We start from the raw sequence: 18,066 nt of genomic DNA, 5'->3' as shown, positions 1-18,066 counted from the left end.
GTGTGTATCGACCTATGGCCTTGGCAAGCGACGACAACCGGGCTGACCTTCGCGCAGCTGGCTAACGTGCAGACAGTAGGAATCGGACTGTATCTCGCACTAGCGGTTATTCAAGCCGTATCAGCGACCGGCGTGGCTGGCCTCTCCCGGCGGGTAACGACGCTCAAGGGCGCGGTGACGGCAAACCTGATGAAGACCGAGGCTAGGAACGTCCGCACCTTGGCGGGGCAGGTCAGCGGACTAGAGATCGGCTTTCACAAGTTCAATCGTGTGCTACTCTGGATCGTGTTCAGCTTGTTCGCTATAAGCTTGGGCTACTTCGCTTACTGCACGGTTTGGCAGGAGGCGCAGGCCCTTCAAGATGGCACATGGTTCATCTTCGGCTTTTACCTCGTTCTGCCGGTCGCAATCTTTGCAGGTTGCTCAGCGATCATCTGGTGGCGATGCAGAGAGGTAGCGCAGCGATTAACGGAAGCGGAGAAGCGCATCCAGCGGGCGATCTTAGGCTTGCCGTAACGAGATGATATTAGATTGGCCGGCCCCTTTTTGCATTCGCTCAGGTCATGCCACGCCTGAATAACCGTGCTGAGCTGAATCGATGGCCGAAGTTTGGCGCGCGAAGCGGGTGGGTGGATGTCTGGTTGTGAGTCTTACCGACGCCAGCTGATCGCTGAGTGAATATCTGCTTCTCGCGCCATGCCACCCAAAAGCGGACCGGCAGGAGCCGGCCCAAGTGCTGCCCTTTATCAGGCCATCCAAAAAGTTTTGTTCTTCATTTGTTCTTGCATTTTGCGTCATTTTATGCCACGCAACCCGGTCCACGAAAACGAGTTAGAATATGGAGCCGGAAATCCTCGCCATAGCCCCACGCTGCGGCGCCCGCACCCGCGCCGGGCGTCCCTGCCGCGCCCCCGCCGTCCACGGGCACCGGCGCTGCCGCATGCATGGCGGCAAGGGCAGCGGCGCGCGGCGCGGCAATCTTCATGGCTGGAAGCACGGCACCCGCTCCGCCTGGATCAGGCAGGTCGTCCACTATCTCCGGGCGACCTCGCCGAACGCGCCCCTGCGCATGACGCCGGACACGCCCGCCCCCACCCCGCCGAAAGACCCCTTCGCCAGGGAAAAAATAAAAATTCGAACATCCAACCCCATGCACCCCGGAAATATGCGAACCACTCGCAACTGGAAGCTCGCCGCCGCGCGGCGCGCGATGGCTGCGTGGAAAGGCGGCGGCGGGTGCCCGCCCCGCGCGCGGCCTACCCCGGCCCCTCCCGCCTGCGGGCGGGGTGAAGAAGCGGGCTAAGCCATTGAGCAAAGAAAATTTGGCCCTCCCCCAAACATCCTTGATTTGCGCATTGCATCGCCAGGGGCCATCTGGCCGCCATGGCAAGCTTGCTTGATCCCGAAGCGCGTGGGCGCGTCATCCTGGTCGGCGCCGGTCCCGGCGATCCCGGCCTGCTGACCGTGCGCGCGGTCGAGGCGCTGCGGATCGCCGATGTCATCGTCCATGACGGGCTGATCGATCCGCGCGTGCTCGATTACGCGCCCGCCGGGGCCCAGCGCATCTCGGTCGCCAAGAAGCGCGATCGGCACACCCTGCCGCAGGAGGCGATCAACGCGCTGATCATCGCCCATGTGAAGGCGGGTTCGGTGGTCGTCCGGCTCAAGGGCGGCGATCCCTTCATCTTCGGGCGCGGCGGCGAGGAGGTCGAGGCGGTGCGCGCCGCCGGCCTGCCGGTGGAGGTTATCCCCGGCGTCTCCTCCGCGCTCGGCTGCGCCTCGGAAGCTATGCTGCCGCTCACCCATCGCGACTGGTCCAGCGCGGTCAGCTTCGTCGCCGGCACCTGCAAGGGGCTGACCGAGCAGAACTGGGCCGGCCTCGCGGGCCGGGGCCGCACCCTCGTCATCTATATGGGCGTGACCTGCGCCGGCCTGATCGCCGACAAGCTGATGGCCGACGGCGTCGCCCCGGAAATGCCGGTGGCAGTGCTGGAGCGCGGCACCCTCGAAGGATCGCGCGCGATGCGCACCCTGCTCGCCGATCTCGGCGACATGGTGGCGCGCGAGGATGTCGTGAGCCCCGCGATCATCATCGTCGGGGAGGTCGTCCTCCTTTCCGACGCGGAGAACCGGCTGAAGGCCTTCGCCGCCGAGGCCGAGAAGATGAAAGACGAAGCGTGAAGATATTAACGGGGAATGATCTGGTCACGGGGGACGTGATCTGGTGGACCGGCGATGGCTGGTCGCGCCATGTCGAGCATGCGGTCGATGTCGACGGCCATGGCGAGGCGATCGCCGCGACCGAGGAGGCCGCCCGCCGCGTCAACGGCCCCTATGTGATCCAGGCCGAACAGACCGAAGCCGGCCCCCGCCCCGCGCACATCAAGGACCGCATCCGCGCGGTCGGGCCCACCGTGCGGCCCGATCTCGGCCTCAAGCCCGCCGATCCCACGATCGGCGAGTGGGTGATCTGATGACGCGCTCGCCCGGCCTGTCCCGTCCTCTTCCCCCCATCCCGTTCGTGTCGAGCGAAGTCGAGACACGATCCACCCAGCTCACGTCCCTCGACTTCGCTCGGGACAAACGGAACGGTATTAGCTGATGTACCGCTATGATGATTATGATCAGGCGATCGTCGACGCCCGCGTCGAGGAATTCCGCGATCAGACCAACCGCCGCCTCGCCGGGGAGCTGAGCGAGGACCAGTTCAAGCCGCTGCGGCTGATGAACGGCCTCTATCTCCAGCTCCATGCCTATATGCTGCGCGTCGCCATCCCCTATGGCACGCTGTCGGGTGCGCAGATGCGGATGCTGGCGCATATCGCGCGCACCTACGACAAGAATTACGGGCATTTCACCACCCGGCAGAACCTCCAGTTCAACTGGATCAAGCTCGCCGACGCGCCCGATATCCTCGCCCAGCTCGCCACCGTCCAGATGCATGCCATCCAGACCAGCGGCAATTGCATCCGCAATATCTCGTCGGATCAATATGCCGGCGCCGACGCGCATGAGATCGAGGATCCGCGCCCCTGGGCCGAGCTGCTGCGCCAGTGGAGCACCTTCCACCCCGAGTTCATCTTCCTGCCACGCAAGTTCAAGATCGCGGTGATCGCGGCGGAGGAGGACCGCTCGGCGGTCAAGCTCCACGACATCGGCCTGCAGATCGTCCGCAACGACGCGGGCGAGGTTGGCTTCCGCGTCTTCGTCGGCGGCGGCATGGGCCGCACCCCGATGGTCGCCCCGGTGATCCGCGAGTTCCTGCCCAAGGCGCAGCTGATCAGCTATCTGGAGGCGTGCCTGCGCGTCTACAACCGCTTCGGCCGCCGCGACAATCTCTACAAGGCGCGGATCAAGATCCTCGTCCATGAACTGGGCGCCGACGAATATCGCCGCCAGGTCGAGGAGGAATTCCTCCACACCCAGACGCTCGGCCTCGACGCGCCGCAGGAGGAGTTCGATCGGATCGCCGCCGGCTTCGCGCCGCCCGCCTTCGAAACCGGCCTGTCCGACGAGATCGACCGCAGCGATCCCGCCTTCGCCGCCTGGGTCGACCGGCAGGTCGCCGCCCACAAGGCGCCGGGCTATGCGATCGTCAACATCAGCCTGAAGCCGACCGACGGCATTCCCGGCGACGCTTCCTCCGCGCAGATCGACCTGATGGCCGACATTGCCGAGGCGTACAGCTTCGACGAGCTGCGCATCACCCATGCCCAGAATGTCGTGCTGCCGCATGTCAGGAAGGCGGACCTCTACACCATCTGGCAGAAGCTCGACGCCGCCGGCCTCGCGACGCCCAACCTCGATCTGATCGGCGACATCATCGCCTGCCCGGGCCTCGATTATTGCGCGCTGGCCAATGCCCGCTCGATCCCGCTGGCGCAGAAGATCGCCAAGCGCTTCGCCGATCTCGATCGCCAGCGCGACCTGGGCGAGGTCAAGCTGAAGATCTCGGGCTGCATCAACGCCTGCGGCCACCACCATGCCGGCCATATCGGCATCCTCGGCGTCGATCGTAAGGGCGAGGAGAATTACCAGCTCAGCTTCGGCGGCTCGGGCGCCGAGGACGCCAGCCTCGCCAAGATCATCGGCCCCGGCTTCTCGGAAGACGGCGTGGTCGACGCGGTCGAAAAGGCGCTGACCGTCTACACGGACCTGCGCAGCGAGGGCGAACGCTTCCTCGACACCTATCGCCGCGTCGGCGAGGCGCCGTTCAAGGAGGCGATCTATGGGTGATCGCCACGCCCCCACCCCCCTCCCCGTCATCCCGGACTTGATCCGGGATCCCGCTTCTTCTTCGAACGCGGGCAAGAGCAGCTGGACCCCGGATCAAGTCCGGGGTGACGAAGAAGAGAACATGCATGGCTGATCTGATCCGCTTCCGCGACGACGACGCCCACGAAGAGCCCTCCGTCACGCTCGAAGGCTTCCTCGAGCAGGGCAACGCCACCGCCGTCCGGCTCGAGCCCGACGACGATCCGCGCGCGCTGATCCCGCATCTCGGCCGGCTGTCGCTGATCGAGGTGTCCTTCCCCAAATTCCGCGACGGGCGGGGCTTTTCGACCGGCAGCATCCTGCGCGAGGCCGGCTATACCGGGGAGCTGCGCGCGGCGGGGGACATCCTCGTCGACCAGATCAACCCGCTGCGCCGCTGCGGCTTCGACGCGATCCTCAGCGAGGCGGAGGTCGATCGCGACGTGCTCGCCAGGCTCTCGGCGCTCTACGACAATGTCTATCAGAAGACGGTCGACGGGCGCGCGCCGGTATGGGCGCGCCGCAGTGCGCCGGTGCACGGCTGACATCGATGGCTGAGCCCGCCCGCCGCATCGACCGGATCGACACCGCACCGCGTTTCACCGCGGACGATGTCGCGCGTCTCAACGCGCGCTTCGAAGGGGTGCCGACCCAGGAGGTGATCCGCGCGGTGATCGCGGAGGGGCTGCTGGGCCGGCTCGCGGTCGTCTCCTCCTTCGGCACGGAATCGGCGGTGCTGCTCGATCTCGTCGCGATGGTCGATCCCGCCACCCCGGTGATCTTCCTCGACACCGGCAAGATGTTCCCCGAGACGCTTGCCTATCGCGACACGCTGGTCGAGCGGCTGGGGCTGACCGGGGTGCGCAACGTCGCGCCCGAGGCCGCGACGATCGAGGCGAAGGACGCGACCGGGCTGCGCTGGTCCTATGATCCCGACGGCTGCTGCGAGATCCGCAAGGTGCTGCCGCTCGCCGCCGCGATGAAGGACCTCGACGCCTCGATCACCGGCCGCAAGGGCTTCCAGGCCGCGACCCGCGCCAACATCAACCGGTTCGAGCTGGATGGCGACCGCATCAAGTTCAATCCGCTGGCCGACTGGAGCAAGCCCGATCTCGACGGCTGGTTCGAGGCGCGCCAGCTGCCGCGCCATCCGCTGGAGGCGCAGGGCTATCTGTCGATCGGCTGCGCGCCCTGCACCAGCGTCGTCAAGCCGGGCGAAGATCCGCGCGCGGGCCGCTGGCGCGGCTGGGACAAGGTCGAATGCGGCATCCACGGCGAACCCATCGTCCGCCCCGGCGAAGAGCCGGTGTTCTGATCCGCGGAAGGGTTGGGCTCAGCTGGTGAACATCAACCCGAATTTGTAGATCATGTAGAAAGGCAGGCAGAGCACCGCGATCACCAGCACGCGGTCCATCATCAGGTCGATCCGTTCCATCCTCATCCCCACCGATTACCCGCTTTTCGCGGATTATTACGGCAAGATGAACATAATGGACGGCGCTTGTCACGCGCGGATTTCGGGGCGGCGCACCAGGCGGAAAGTGACGCTACGGCGCCCGCTCAATCATAGTCGACGGGCTGGTAATACTCGTCGGCGAGATCCGAGAATTTGGTGAAGCGGCTCTCGAATTTCAGCGGAATCGAGCCGGTCGAGCCGTGGCGCTGCTTGGCGATGATCATCTCGGCGCGGTTGTGGGCGCGCTCCATCTTGATCTTCCATTCCTCGAACGCCGCCACCTCGACCGCGCTGTCCCCCGCCTCCACCGACGCCGGCTTGGGGCTCAGCAGGTTGAGGTAATATTCCTCGCGATAGACGAACCACACCATGTCCGCGTCCTGCTCGATCGATCCCGATTCGCGCAGGTCGGACAGCACCGGCTTCTTGTTCTCGCGCTGCTCGACCGCGCGGCTGAGCTGCGAAAGCGCGATCACCGGCACGCTCAGCTCCTTGGCCAGCGTCTTGAGGCCGCGGCTGATCTCGGAGATCTCCTGCACGCGGTTGGCGTCGGACGCCTTGCCCGATCCGGTGAGCAGCTGGAGATAGTCGACGATGATCACGCCGATCCCCCGCTGCCGCTTCAGCCGCCGCGCGCGGGTGCGCAGGGCGGCGATGGTGAGGCCGGGCGTATCGTCGATATAGAGCGGCAGATTCTCCAGATTCTGTGCCGCCCGGGCGAAGTTGGTGAACTCGGCATGGCTGATCTTGCCCATGCGGATCTGCTCGGAGCTGATCTCCGCCTGCTCCGACAGGATACGGCCCGCGAGCTGGTCGGCCGACATTTCCAGGCTGAAGAAGGCGACCGGCGCGCCGACCGAATGGGCGATCCCATCCTCCTGGTCGCGGACATAGCGGATCGCCGCGTTGAACGCGATGTTGGTGGCGAGCGAGGTCTTGCCCATGCCCGGACGGCCGGCGAGGATGATGAGGTCGGACGGATGCAGACCGCCGATCTTCGCGTTGAGCCGCTCGAGCCCGGTGGTGATGCCGGCGACATGCCCGCCCGAGTTGAGCGCCGCGCTCGCCGTCTCGATGACCATCTTGGTCGCCTGGGCGAAGCTCTTGACGCTGCCTTCCTCGCCGCCCTGCTCGGCGACCTTGTAGAGCGCGACCTCGGCCTGCTCGATCTGGCTCTTGGGATCGACCTCCTCCGAGGTGTCGAGCGCGCCCTCGACCATGCCCCGCCCGACCCCGACCAGTGCGCGCAGCAGGGCCAGGTCGTAGATCTGGTTGGCGAAGTCTCGCGCGCCGATCAGCGCCGCGCCGCTGCCCGTGAGCTGTGCCAGATAGGCCGGCCCGCCCAGCTCGCGCATGCCAGCATCACCCTCGAACATCGGGCGCAGGGTGACTGGCGTCGCCAGCATGTTGCGATCGACGAGCTTCAGGATCGCCTCATAGATGCGGCCGTGCAGCGGCTCGAAGAAATGATCGGCCCGCAACCGGACCTGCACGTCCTCCGCAACCCGGTTGTCGAGCATCATCGCGCCGAGCAGCGCCGCCTCCGCCTCGATATTATGGGGGAGAGCCGGCGGCTCGGCGGCTACGGGGGGGATGACGCGAACTGCTTCGACCATGACCGCGATTATCCCCCGCCGGCGCCCTCGCCGCAAGCGGGCCCACCAGAAAAGCACGGGGACCATTCTGTGGATATTCCGTACTTGCAATTCGAACTGCAAGCCTGCATAATTGTAAGCATGCACACAGATACGAGTCGTCGCCTGTCGTTTCTGATGCACGATATCGCGCGACGTTCACGCTATTGGTTCGATGCCCGCGCGCGCTCCTGCGGCGCGACGCGCGCCCAGTGGCGCGTGCTGATCAGCCTGGCACGCAGCGAGAGCCCGCCTACGCAGAGCGAGCTGGCCGAGTTACTCGATGTCGAGCGGATCACCCTGTGCCGCATGGTCGACCGCATGGCCGAGGCGGGCCTGATCGAGCGGCGGGCCGATCCGTCCGATCGCCGCGTGTGGAGGCTGCACCTGACCGACAAGGCGAAGCCGCTGGTCGACGAGCTTGGCGAGATCGCGAACGAGATGGAAGAAAATATGCTGTCCCCCCTCAATGGCGAACAGCGCGAGCAATTGACGCATCTGCTGAGCATCGTTCGCGAGCATATCCGGGCCGCCGGTGAATCCAGTGACGCGCCGGTTACCGCCGAGGCACGGAAATGAACGAAATGCGCAGCATAGCCGCCGATTCGGAGATCGAGGCCCCGTCCCCCCCAAGCCGGCGCGGGCCGAGCCAGATCGCGCTCATGGTCTCGCTGCCGCTGGTCCTGATCGCCGCAGGGCTCTATTTCTGGCTGACCAGCGGACGCACCGTCTCCACCGACAACGCCCAGATCAATGCGCATGTCGTCGAGGTGAGCAGCGAGGTGGCCGGGCGCGTGACGGAAGTGTTCGTCACCGAGAACCAGCAGGTCCGCAAAGGTGACCTGCTCTTCCGCCTCGATGCCGAGCCCTATCGGATCGCGCTGCTCCAGGCCGAGGCCGCGGTCGGCAATGCCGAGCTGAACGTCGCCCAGCTGCAAAGCACCTATCACGCCAAGGAGGCCGATACGCAGAAGAGCGCATCGGACGTCAGCCTGGCGCGCGATACCTTTCGCCGCCAGCAGGAACTCCTTGCCCACGGCTTCACCACCCGCGCCAATTACGACGCGGCCAAAGCGGGGCTCTCCGCGGCCCAGGCGCAGCAGGCGTCGGCACGTTCGGAAGCCGAATCGGCCCGCGCGGTGCTGGCCACCCGCAACGGCGCCCATCCGCAGATCGAGGCGGCGGTGGCGATGCGCGACAAGGCGCGCTTCGACCTGAGCCGCACCGAGGTCCGCGCCCCGATCGAGGGCCGGATCAGCCAGGCGGACAAACTTCAGCCGGGCTCGATTGCGGTCCAGATGCTGCCGATGGTGAACATCGTCAGCGACCGCGGCTATTGGATCGACGCCAATTTCAAGGAGACCCAGCTCGACCGGATTCGGGTCGGCCAGCGCGCCGACATAGAGGTCGATGCGATGCCGGGCCGCACCCTGCACGGCCATGTCGTCGGTATCAACGCCGGCACCGGCTCCCAATTCTCGCTGCTGCCTCCCCAGAATGCCACCGGCAACTGGGTGAAGGTCACCCAGCGCGTCCCCGTCCGCATCCAGATCGACGACAAGCTCGACCGGCCGCTGGTGGCCGGCTGGAGCGCCCATGTCACGGTGCACGTCGCCAAGGATTGAGTTCCTCCCCCCGAGGCAAACTCGAAGCATGCAGAGCCCCACGCTCTGCATGCTTCCCTTTCTTTTTCGCTAGTGGCCGAGCCGGACCGGGCGGTCGGACGAGGAGAGCGCGGCGACCGCCTCGATCGAAAGCGCAAAGCGCTTCCACCTCGGACGATCAGCCTTTAAGGGCTGATCACCCATGTCCGATCCGCGCATCATCGCCATCGATCTCGACGACAAGACGATCATCTGGCGCAATGCCGATGTCGAGCAGGAGCGGCGCGTCGCCATCTTCGATCTGCTCGAGGAGAATTATTTCAAGCCGCAACGGGCCTACCCCCAAGGCTATGCCGGCCCCTTCAAGGTCAGCCTGCGGGTCGAGGAAGGCCGCCTCGCGATCGACATCAAGGCGGAAAGCGACGATCTGCTGGAGACGCTGATCCTCGGCCTCGGCAGCTTCCGGCGCCCGATCAGGGACTATTTCGCGATCTGCGACAGCTATTTCCAGGCGATCCGGACCTCGACCGCGCAGCAGATCGAGACGGTCGACATGGCGCGGCGCGGCGTCCACAACGATGCGGCGCAGCTGCTCAAGGAACGGCTCGAGGGCAAGATCGAAGTGGATTTCGATACTGCCCGGCGCCTGTTCACGCTGATCTGCGTGCTCCACATCCGTGGCTGAGCCGGTCGACATGCGCGAGGTGGCGGGGCGCGTGCTGATCGACGCGGCGCGCGACGCGGCGGGCAAGGCCCATGCCCCCTATTCGCGCTTCGGGGTTGGCGCCGCCGCGCTGCTGGCCGATGGCCGGATCGTAACCGGCGCCAATTTCGAGAATGCCAGCTACGGCCTGTCGCTCTGTGCCGAGACGGTGGCGCTGGCCACCGCCAACAGCCAGGGTGCGCTGCGCGAGGTGGTCGCGATCGGCGTGATCGGCGGGGCGCTGGCGAAGGACGGAACGATCAGCGGATCAGGGCTGGTGACACCCTGTGGCCGTTGCCGTCAGATCATCAACGAGGCGGCGCAGTTGTCGGGCCGCGACATCGATATCCATTGCGGATCGGCAGACGGCGCGGGCTATGCCCATTTCCGCGCATCCGAGCTGCTGCCGCACGCCTTCGGTCCCACGGACCTGGGCATCGAATAGGGGAGACGCAGGCTTCATGTCGATCATGTCGGACAAGTGGATTCGCGAGCAGGCGCAGAAGCACGGGATGATCGAGCCTTTCGTCGAGGCGCAGCGCCGCGACGGCTGCATCAGCTACGGCCTGTCGTCCTATGGCTATGACGCGCGGGTGGCGCCCGAGTTCAAGATCTTCACCAATGTCGACTCGGCGACGGTGGATCCCAAGAATTTCGCCGCGAACAGCTTCGTCGACCGCGAGACCGACGTCTGCGTGATCCCGCCGAACAGCTTCGCGCTGGCCCGCACCGTAGAATATTTCCGGGTGCCGCGCGACGTGCTGGTCATCTGCCTGGGCAAATCGACCTATGCCCGCTGCGGGATCATCGTCAACGTGACCCCGCTGGAGCCCGGCTGGGAGGGTCATGTCACGCTCGAATTCTCGAACACGACGCCGCTTCCCGCCAAGATCTACGCCAATGAGGGCGCGTGCCAGTTCCTCTTCCTGCAGGGCAACGAGCCCTGCGAGACGAGCTATGCCGATCGCGCCGGCAAATATATGGGCCAGCAGGGCGTGACGCTGCCCAAGCTATAGGATCAGGCGCCGGCCAGCGCCGCCTTCGCCTCTTCATATTCCCGCGCCAGCCGGGCGACGAGCTCAGCCGCGGGCACGATATCGTGGACCACCCCCACGCCCTGACCCGCGCCCCATATGTCGCGCCAGGCCTTCGACTTGCCCTCGCCACCGCCGAAATCCATCTTGGACGGATCGGCGACCGCCAGATTGTCGGGATCCATCCCCGCCGCGACGATCGACCCGCGCAGATAATTGCCATGCACGCCGGTGAACAGGTTGGAATAGACGATGTCGGCGGCGTCGCTGTCGACGATCATCTGCTTGTAGGCGGCGGGAGCATTGGCTTCGGCCGTGGCGATGAACGCCGAGCCGATATAGCCGAAATCGGCCCCCATCGCCCGCGCCGCCAATATGGAACGGCCGTTGGCGATCGCCCCCGACAGCGCGATGGGCCCGTCGAACCAGGTGCGTGTCTCCTGCACCAGGGCGAAAGGCGACTGGACGCCGGCATGGCCCCCCGCCCCGGCCGCGACGAGGATCAGCCCGTCGGCGCCCTTCTCGATCGCCTTGCGGGCGAAGAACTGGTTGATCACGTCGTGGAAGACGAGGCCACCATAGCCGTGGATGGCGGCGTTGACCTCGGGCTGGGCGCCCAGCGAGGTGATGATGAGCGGCACCTTGTGCCGGACGCAGGAGGCCAGATCGGCTTCGAGCCGGTCGTTGGTCCGATGGACGATCAGGTTGATAGCAAAGGGCGCCGCCGGTCGGTCAGGGTGGCGGGCGTCGTGCTCGGCCAGCTCGGTGCGGATCCGGTCGAGCGCTTCGTCCAGCAACGGCTGCGGGCGCATGTTGAGCGCCGGCATCGACCCGATCACGCCCGCCTTGCACTGCTCGATCACCAGATCCGGGTTGGACAGGATGAACATGGGCGCGGCTATCGCCGGCAGGCGAAGTCCGCGCTGAAGCTGAACCGGAATTCCCACGGCGTACTTACCCCCCTGTTCCTATCGCCTGCCCTTGTGGCGGATATTGGCGGGCCGGCCGCGCCGCCCCATCATCGGTCGCTTCGGCGGACGCGACCCGCGGGGGCCGCGCATCGGCCGCTGTGTTGCGCCCTCCTCCAGCTCGAAGCGCAGCGATCCGTTGATCGGATTGGCCTCGACCAGCCGCAGCTTCAGCTTCATCCCCGGCGTATAGCGGTCGCCGCTCTCCTCGCCCTCCAGCGCCTGCGCCGCCTCGTCATAGTTAAAACGCTCGGCGCCGAGCGTCGATACCGGCACGAGCCCGTCGCCACCGAGCCCCTCGACCGTCGCGAAGAAGCCGAAGGGCTGGACGCCGGTAATCCGGGTGTCGAGCAGTTCGCCGACCTTGGTGGACAGGAAGGCAGCGACATAGCGGTCGATCGTCTCGCGCTCAGCCTCCATGGCGCGGCGCTCGGCCTGGCTGATCAGCTCGCCGATCGCCGTCATCCGCTCGGCCTCCTCCTGGGTCAGCTTGGTCGATGCCGGGATATCTCCGGCCCTACCCGGCCCGACCAGCTTCGGCTTGCCCGCCTCCAGCCCATAGGCGCCGACCAGCGAGCGGTGGACCAGCAGATCAGCATAGCGCCGGATCGGGCTGGTGAAATGGGCATAGCTGCCCAGCGACAGCCCGAAATGGCCGGTGTTGGCGGGGGCGTAATAGGCCTGGGTCTGGCTGCGCAGCACCTGTTCCATGATCTGCGGCTTGATGGTCTCGTCGGTGATGCGGCCGAGTATCTGGTTGAATGTCGCGGGGCGGACGACCTGGCCCAGCGCGAACTCCATGTCGAACGTCGCCAGATAATCCTTGAGCGCGACCAGCTTATCGCGGCTCGGTGGCTCATGGTCGCGGTACATGACCGGCGCCTTCTTCGCCTCCAGCGCCTTGGCCGCCGCGACATTGGCGGCGATCATATAGTCCTCGACCAGCCGGTGCGCGTCGAGCCGCTCACGCGGCGCGACCGAGAGGATGCGCCCCTTCTCGTCGAGCACCACCCGCCGCTCGGGCAGGTCCAGGTCGAGCGGCTCGCGCTTGTCGCGTGCGGCGGCCAGCGCCTTCCAGCAGGCCCAGAGCGGCTTGAGGGCGGTTTCGACAAGGGCCGCGTCCCAATCGCCTTCCACGGCGCGGCCATCGATCGCCGCCTGGGCGTCCTCATAGGCGATGTTCGCCGCGATCCGGACCACCGCGCGGGTGAAGCGCCATTTCGCGAGGGTGCCATCGGCCTTGATCGTCAGGTGGCAGACCATCGCCGCGCGGTCCTCGCCCTGCTTGAGCGAGCAGATGTCGGCCGACAGCGCCTCGGGCAGCATCGGCACCACCCGGTCGGGGAAATAGACGCTGTTGCCGCGCTTCTTCGCCTCGCGGTCGAGCGACGATCCGGGGCGGACATAGAAGGAGACGTCGGCGATCGCGACGATCGCCTGGAAACCGCCGGGATTGGCGGGGTCATCGTCCGGGGCCGCCCAGATCGCGTCGTCATGGTCGCGCGCGTCCGCCGGGTCGATCGCGACGATCGGCAGATCGCGCAGATCCTCGCGGCCCTCCCCCAGATCGAGGCGGGGAACCAGTGCTGCTTCCTCCAGCACCGTCTCGGGAAAGACGTCGGGAATGCCGAGCTTGTGAATCGCGACGAGACTGAAGGCACGCGGCGCGAAGGGATCGCCGAGCCGTTCGGTCACCCGCGCGGTGATACGCGGCGGACGGCCCGCGCGTTCGGCCAGCACCAGATCGCCAGCATCGGCATCGCCCGCGTCGGAAACCAATGTGTCGCGCCGTTCGCGCTTGTCGACAGGGCGCAGCCACAGCCGGTCGCCCTCGCGATGGAGAACGCCAAGCATCAGCGCCTCGCCGCGCGCCAGCTTCTTCATCGGATGGGCGATCCAGCCCTTCCCCGCCTCCTCGGTCCGCGCGAGGATACGGTCGCCGACACCGAGTGCCGCGCCCTTGCGGCCCCTGGCCTCCTTGACGCGAAGCTGCGGCGGCGGGCCGTTCTCGCCATGCCAGCTTTCCGGGACGGCCAGCGCGACACCCTCGTCGGTGACGTCGGTGATCCGCAGCACGGTCACTTTGGGAATCCCTCCCATCTTGTGGAAGGCGCGGCCCCGCGCGCTGTCGATCAGGCCTTCATCGGCCATATCCTTGAGCAGCGCCTTGAGCGCGATCTTCTCATTGCCCTGCAGGCCGAAGGCTCGGGCGATCTCCCGCTTGCCCGCGGGCACGTCGGACTTGGCGATGAAGTCGAGGATCTGCTCGCGGCTGGGCAGGCCCGGGGAAGCTGGACGGCGCATCATCCACACATAGGCATGCCGGCGCCGTTCGTCACCTCCCGGAAAATCGACCTTTTTGACGACGGTCAAACGCTATTGCGATTGATTTGCACTAATAACTGAGATAGCGGGACGGAAGACAGGGAGTCGATCGTGACGATGCACGGGACGCTGGACAAAGGGATGGAGGTGGACAGCGAAGCGCTGTTCTTCGCCGACCTGCCCGATTCCCCCGATGCGAGGCTCATCCGTCCGGCCGTCGAGCGCTCGGCCTATGGCGCTGGCCGGCGCCCGAACTGGATCCTGATCCTGGCGATCGCGGCGCTGCATCTCGTCACCTTCTACGCGCTGGTGAAGTTCGACGTGATCCATATCGCGGAGAAGAAGAAGGTGCTGGTGGTCGATCTGATCGCCGAGCCGCCCGCGCCGCCCACCGAAAAGCCGAAGCCCGAACCCGTGGTCGTCCAGAAAGTCGTGCCAGTGGTGGTGACGCCCGCACCGATCGTCCAGCCGCTCGCCCCTCCGCCGCCGCCGATCGCCGTCACATCCACGCCACCGCCGCCCAAGCCGATGGCCGTGACCGCGCCGCCGCCCGCCGGACCGGTGACGGTCGGCAATCTGGACGAGCGGCTGCTCGAAGGCCGTCCGCCCCGCTATCCGATGGAATCGCGCCGCAAGAAAGAGCAGGGAACGGTCGTGCTTCGCCTGCTGATCGGCACCGATGGCCGCGTCGCGCAGATTTCGATCGCGCAGAGCAGCGGCTTCGAACGACTCGACCAGGCCGCGCTTCAGGCCGTGCGCGGCTGGCGCTGGCAGCCCGTCGTCCGCGATGGACAGCCTGTCGAGGTGCGCGGCCTCTATTCGATGCCCTTCGCGCTGCAGGGCTGACACCGCCATGATGATCGCCATTCCTGGCGTGCTTGCGGGCCGCACGCTCGATCATGTCCGCACGCTCGTCACCGAGGCCGAATGGGTCGACGGCAACGCCACGTCGGGCCACCAGTCGGCGCTCGCCAAGCGCAACCGCCAACTTCCCGAAGACAGCCCCGCCGGGCGCGAGGCTGGCGACATCATCCTCGATTCGCTCGGTGCGACGCCGCTGTTCATCGCCGCAGCACTACCCCTCAAGGTGTTTCCGCCGCTGTTCAATCGCTACGGGCTGGAGGATCGCTTCGACACCCATGTCGACAATGCGATCCGGATGAAGCGCGGCACCGATTTCCGCATCCGATCCGACCTGTCGGCGACGCTGTTCCTCAACGATCCCGACAGCTATGACGGCGGCGAGCTGGTGGTCGAGGACACGCTCGGCACCCATCAGGTCAAGCTCGCGGCGGGGGACATGATCCTCTACCCGGCGTCGAGCCTCCACCACGTCACCCCGATCACGCGCGGCGAACGGCTCTGCTCCTTCTTCTGGATCCAGAGCATGGTGCGCGACGACGGCGCGCGGCGCACGCTGTTCGACCTCGACAGCGCGATCCAGGCGGTGGCCGCGGATCGCGGCCAGGCCGATCCGGCGATCATCAGGCTGACCGGCGTCTATCACAACCTGCTGCGCCGCTGGGCGGACGCCTGAGGCAACTTATCGGCCCCAGCACGGTTGTTCCTGATGTGGATCAATCGCCCTTGGGGACCATCATGCACTTTCGTTTGATAGCATTGCTTCCGCTGCTGCTGGGCCTGGTGACGGCGACCGTGCCGGCATCCGCGCAGAAGCGGGAGGCCGGGCCGGGCTTTAGCCTGAAGAAGGACGGTACGCTGGTCCACAGGAAGAGCGGAACGCGCTTTCCGGTCCAGCTGGCGGGCTTCACCCGGGCGCGGGCGACCGCCTTCGACAAGAAGGGGCATGATTTCGCCATTTCCTACAGCCAGACGATCGCGGGCAAGCCGGTGGTCGCGCGGATCGCGATGATCCATATCGAGGGACTTCGCCCCAAGGAGCATGTGCTGAGCCTCAAGCCAGTGATTGGCACCTATTTTCGCGATCTCAAGCTGAGCGGGGTTCGCCCGCAATCCGAGGGGCCACTGAGCCTGAAAGGAATGAAGCCCGGATCGGGCTATCAAGCGCGCTTCAGCGCCAGACTGGGCCGCACCCCTTATGAAATGAGCCTGACGGCGGTGAACTTCGGCTATTGGGATGCGCGAATGACGGCCGCCTATCCCCGCGCGGTGGCGCCACAGGCACAGGCGCGGCTCGTGGTGCTGGTCGACGAGCTGATGAAGACCGGGCCGAGGCGGTAGCCGGGCACGCGCCGTCATGCCCAAGCAAGCGGGTCATCCGTTGCATGCGATAGAAAAGCGAGTGCCCTCGAAACAAGGACGTCATTCCCGCGAAAGCGGGAATCCACTGTCGCGATGATCAGGAGCCTCTTGCGGACCGCCGTCGATGGATTCCCGCTTTCGCGGGAATGACGACAATGGACCATTCGACGACACGCATCACGCCGCGCGGCGCGAGCGGCGGGCCTTTTCCAGCTTCTTGAGTACCATATCGCGCTTCAGGCGCGACAGATGGTCGATGAAGAGAATGCCTTCGAGATGATCCATCTCATGCTGGAGACAGGTGGCGAGCAGGCCTTCGAGCTTCGCCTCCTGCTTTCCGCCATTCTCGTCGAGCCATCGGGCGTGGATCACCGCCGGCCGTTCGACCTCGGCATATTGATCGGGCACCGACAGGCAGCCCTCATTATAGACCGACTGCTCCTCGGAAGGATCGAACAGTTCGGGATTGATGAACACCAGCGGCTTGCGGATCGGCTTGCCCTCCGCGTCCTCTTCCTCCTGCAGGTCGATCACCAGCACCCGCTGGGGCACGCCGACCTGGATCGCGGCAAGGCCGATACCCGGCGCGTCGTACATCGTCTCGAACATGTCGGCGATCAGCGCGCGCAGATCGTCGTCGACGATCTCCACGGGGGCGGACTTGGTGCGCAGCCGGGGGTCCGGCGCTTCGAGGATGGGACGGATGGCCATGAGGCTGAGCTAGGTATAACCGGCCGAATCGTCAAGGCGCGGGCGGCTCCCGGCCGCCCGCGCCCCGCCTGATCCCGGATTGTCAGTCGCTCGAGGCGATCGCCGCGCCGATCGCGATGCCGGCCAGCGCGCCGACCAGCGCATCGCCGCCGCCGTCCCGATAATAATGGCGATGCCGGGGATAGCCGTAGCCATAGCCATAATAGCGCGGCGCATAATAGCGGCCCCGGGGCGCGTAATAGCCATAGCCACGGCCCCAGCCGCGATCCCCGCGCCAATGGCGGTCACCGCGCCAGCGGTCGCCACGCCAGCGATCTCCGCCACCATGACGGTCGCCACGGCTCCAGCCGCCGCGATCACCCCGCCAGTCCCGCGCCTCGGCGGGCACGGCGACGGCGATCGCGCTGCCCACCGTCAGGGCGGCGACGAGCTTCGTCAGAATCCTGTTCATTCTCAACTCCTTCAGCGATTCGCCCGAGCTGGAGTCGGCGTGAATCGACTATGGGAGCGATTATCTGAACCGCACCCGAACGGCCGTCTCAGCCCACCGGCCGGCGCGCGCGCAGGGCCTGGGCCAGTGTGCCTTCGTCGAGATAGTCGAGCTCGCCGCCCACCGGCAGGCCATGGGCGAGCTGGGTGAGCCGGACCGGCAGCGTCTCCAGCCGGTCGGCGATATAATGGGCGGTGGTCTGCCCTTCGAGGGTGGCGTTCATCGCCAGCACCACCTCGTCGACCCCGCCCGCCGCGACGCGGCCGATCAGCAAGTCGATCGAAAGGTCCTCGGGACGCACGCCCTCCAGCGCCGAAAGCCGTCCACCCAGCACATGGTAGTGGCCGGGAAACAGCCGCGAGCGATCGAGCGCCCAGAGATCGGCGACCTCCTCCACCACGCACAGCATGCGGGGATCGCGGCGGCTGTCGGAGCAGATACCGCAGGGGTCGCTGGTGTCGACATTGCCGCAGACATGGCAGCTGGTCAGCTTCTCGTTGACCGCCTCCAGCGCGCGCAGCAGCGGCGCCATCGCCGCCTCGCGCTTCTTGAGCAGGTGAAGCACCGCCCGACGCGCCGAACGCGGGCCGAGGCCGGGCAGCTTCGCGAGCGCCTGCGTCAATGTTTCGATCTCGGGCGATGCCATGTTTCATCGATATGGGCT

At 66.3% G+C, this 18,066-nt stretch carries 21 protein-coding genes; 15 read left to right on the top strand and 6 right to left on the bottom strand.

Annotation, left to right across the window (positions count from 1 at the left end; translation table 11 throughout):
- The 7 genes from CMV14_RS06520 to CMV14_RS06490 all read left to right on the top strand — a co-directional run bounded on the left by CMV14_RS06520 (position 1) and on the right by CMV14_RS06490 (position 5,569).
- Positions 1-516, top strand: a complete 516-nt coding sequence (locus CMV14_RS06520; RefSeq protein ID WP_066960910.1) for a hypothetical protein — start codon at positions 1-3, stop codon at positions 514-516.
- 322 nt (positions 517-838) lie between these two features.
- A complete protein-coding gene (locus CMV14_RS06515; protein ID WP_083215734.1) occupies positions 839-1,303 on the top strand; it encodes an HGGxSTG domain-containing protein in 465 nt (154 codons plus the stop codon).
- A gap of 80 nt (positions 1,304-1,383) precedes the next feature.
- On the top strand, positions 1,384-2,181 hold the full coding sequence (gene cobA, locus CMV14_RS06510; protein ID WP_066960913.1) for a uroporphyrinogen-III C-methyltransferase: 798 nt from the start codon (positions 1,384-1,386) through the stop codon (positions 2,179-2,181).
- Complete coding sequence (locus CMV14_RS06505) at positions 2,178-2,474, top strand: DUF2849 domain-containing protein (protein ID WP_066960916.1); 297 nt, start codon at positions 2,178-2,180, stop codon at positions 2,472-2,474. Before cobA ends, CMV14_RS06505 begins: the two co-directional genes overlap by 4 nt.
- A 127-nt stretch (positions 2,475-2,601) precedes the next feature.
- Positions 2,602-4,236: a nitrite/sulfite reductase gene (locus CMV14_RS06500; protein ID WP_066960919.1), complete on the top strand. Its 1,635-nt coding sequence runs from the start codon at positions 2,602-2,604 to the stop codon at positions 4,234-4,236.
- 125 nt (positions 4,237-4,361) lie between these two features.
- Complete coding sequence (locus CMV14_RS06495) at positions 4,362-4,799, top strand: DUF934 domain-containing protein (RefSeq protein ID WP_066960922.1); 438 nt, start codon at positions 4,362-4,364, stop codon at positions 4,797-4,799.
- A gap of 5 nt (positions 4,800-4,804) precedes the next feature.
- Positions 4,805-5,569, top strand: a complete 765-nt coding sequence (locus tag CMV14_RS06490) for a phosphoadenylyl-sulfate reductase (protein WP_066961074.1) — start codon at positions 4,805-4,807, stop codon at positions 5,567-5,569.
- Between the two features lie 245 nt (positions 5,570-5,814).
- On the opposite strand, the gene CMV14_RS06485 is transcribed toward CMV14_RS06490, so the two are convergent.
- The gene (locus CMV14_RS06485) at positions 5,815-7,326 is read right to left on the bottom strand and encodes a replicative DNA helicase (RefSeq protein ID WP_066960925.1); all 1,512 of its coding nucleotides are present in this window, start codon (positions 7,324-7,326) and stop codon (positions 5,815-5,817) included.
- Positions 7,327-7,446: 120 nt separating this feature from the next.
- On the opposite strand from CMV14_RS06485, the gene CMV14_RS06480 reads away from it, so the two are divergent.
- From CMV14_RS06480 to dcd, 5 genes are all read left to right on the top strand, one after another.
- Positions 7,447-7,923: a MarR family winged helix-turn-helix transcriptional regulator gene (locus CMV14_RS06480; RefSeq protein WP_066960930.1), complete on the top strand. Its 477-nt coding sequence runs from the start codon at positions 7,447-7,449 to the stop codon at positions 7,921-7,923.
- Positions 7,920-8,969 carry an HlyD family secretion protein gene (locus CMV14_RS06475; protein ID WP_066960933.1) on the top strand — a complete coding sequence of 350 codons (1,050 nt, stop codon included), beginning with the start codon at positions 7,920-7,922 and terminating at the stop codon, positions 8,967-8,969. The genes CMV14_RS06480 and CMV14_RS06475 overlap by 4 nt, the downstream gene beginning before the upstream one ends.
- Positions 8,970-9,150: 181 nt before the next feature.
- Positions 9,151-9,633, top strand: a complete 483-nt coding sequence (locus CMV14_RS06470; protein ID WP_066960936.1) for a UPF0262 family protein — start codon at positions 9,151-9,153, stop codon at positions 9,631-9,633.
- A gap of 10 nt (positions 9,634-9,643) precedes the next feature.
- The gene (locus tag CMV14_RS06465; protein ID WP_066961077.1) at positions 9,644-10,096 is read left to right on the top strand and encodes a cytidine deaminase; all 453 of its coding nucleotides are present in this window, start codon (positions 9,644-9,646) and stop codon (positions 10,094-10,096) included.
- Between the two features lie 16 nt (positions 10,097-10,112).
- Positions 10,113-10,667 (top strand): dCTP deaminase, encoded by a 555-nt coding sequence (dcd, locus tag CMV14_RS06460; RefSeq protein ID WP_066960939.1) that lies wholly within the window; start codon positions 10,113-10,115, stop codon positions 10,665-10,667.
- A gap of 2 nt (positions 10,668-10,669) precedes the next feature.
- Here the strand turns inward: dcd and CMV14_RS06455 are convergent, their stop codons facing one another.
- Positions 10,670-11,632 carry an NAD(P)H-dependent flavin oxidoreductase gene (locus CMV14_RS06455; protein WP_066960942.1) on the bottom strand — a complete coding sequence of 321 codons (963 nt, stop codon included), beginning with the start codon at positions 11,630-11,632 and terminating at the stop codon, positions 10,670-10,672.
- A 21-nt stretch (positions 11,633-11,653) separates the two neighbouring features.
- Positions 11,654-13,957 carry a ribonuclease R family protein gene (locus CMV14_RS06450; RefSeq protein WP_066961079.1) on the bottom strand — a complete coding sequence of 768 codons (2,304 nt, stop codon included), beginning with the start codon at positions 13,955-13,957 and terminating at the stop codon, positions 11,654-11,656.
- A gap of 138 nt (positions 13,958-14,095) precedes the next feature.
- Between CMV14_RS06450 and CMV14_RS06445 the strand changes: the two genes are divergently transcribed.
- The 3 genes from CMV14_RS06445 (at position 14,096) to CMV14_RS06435 (ending at position 16,180) form a co-directional block, all read left to right on the top strand.
- Positions 14,096-14,824 carry an energy transducer TonB gene (locus CMV14_RS06445; RefSeq protein WP_066960945.1) on the top strand — a complete coding sequence of 243 codons (729 nt, stop codon included), beginning with the start codon at positions 14,096-14,098 and terminating at the stop codon, positions 14,822-14,824.
- 7 nt (positions 14,825-14,831) lie between these two features.
- Positions 14,832-15,515, top strand: a complete 684-nt coding sequence (locus CMV14_RS06440) for a Fe2+-dependent dioxygenase (RefSeq protein WP_066960947.1) — start codon at positions 14,832-14,834, stop codon at positions 15,513-15,515.
- Between the two features lie 62 nt (positions 15,516-15,577).
- On the top strand, positions 15,578-16,180 hold the full coding sequence (locus CMV14_RS06435; protein WP_139114688.1) for a hypothetical protein: 603 nt from the start codon (positions 15,578-15,580) through the stop codon (positions 16,178-16,180).
- 198 nt (positions 16,181-16,378) lie between these two features.
- Here the strand turns inward: CMV14_RS06435 and def are convergent, their stop codons facing one another.
- The 3 genes from def to recR form a co-directional block, all read right to left on the bottom strand.
- Positions 16,379-16,912 (bottom strand): peptide deformylase, encoded by a 534-nt coding sequence (gene def / locus CMV14_RS06430; RefSeq protein ID WP_066960954.1) that lies wholly within the window; start codon positions 16,910-16,912, stop codon positions 16,379-16,381.
- Between the two features lie 82 nt (positions 16,913-16,994).
- Positions 16,995-17,363: a hypothetical protein gene (locus tag CMV14_RS06425; protein ID WP_066960957.1), complete on the bottom strand. Its 369-nt coding sequence runs from the start codon at positions 17,361-17,363 to the stop codon at positions 16,995-16,997.
- A gap of 88 nt (positions 17,364-17,451) precedes the next feature.
- The gene (gene recR / locus CMV14_RS06420; RefSeq protein ID WP_066960960.1) at positions 17,452-18,048 is read right to left on the bottom strand and encodes a recombination mediator RecR; all 597 of its coding nucleotides are present in this window, start codon (positions 18,046-18,048) and stop codon (positions 17,452-17,454) included.
- Positions 18,049-18,066: the final 18 nt, after the last annotated feature.

Origin of the sequence: Rhizorhabdus dicambivorans (genome assembly GCF_002355275.1) — a bacterium.
GTDB lineage: Bacteria > Pseudomonadota > Alphaproteobacteria > Sphingomonadales > Sphingomonadaceae > Rhizorhabdus > Rhizorhabdus dicambivorans.
This window is presented reverse-complemented; position numbering and strand designations above follow the sequence as displayed.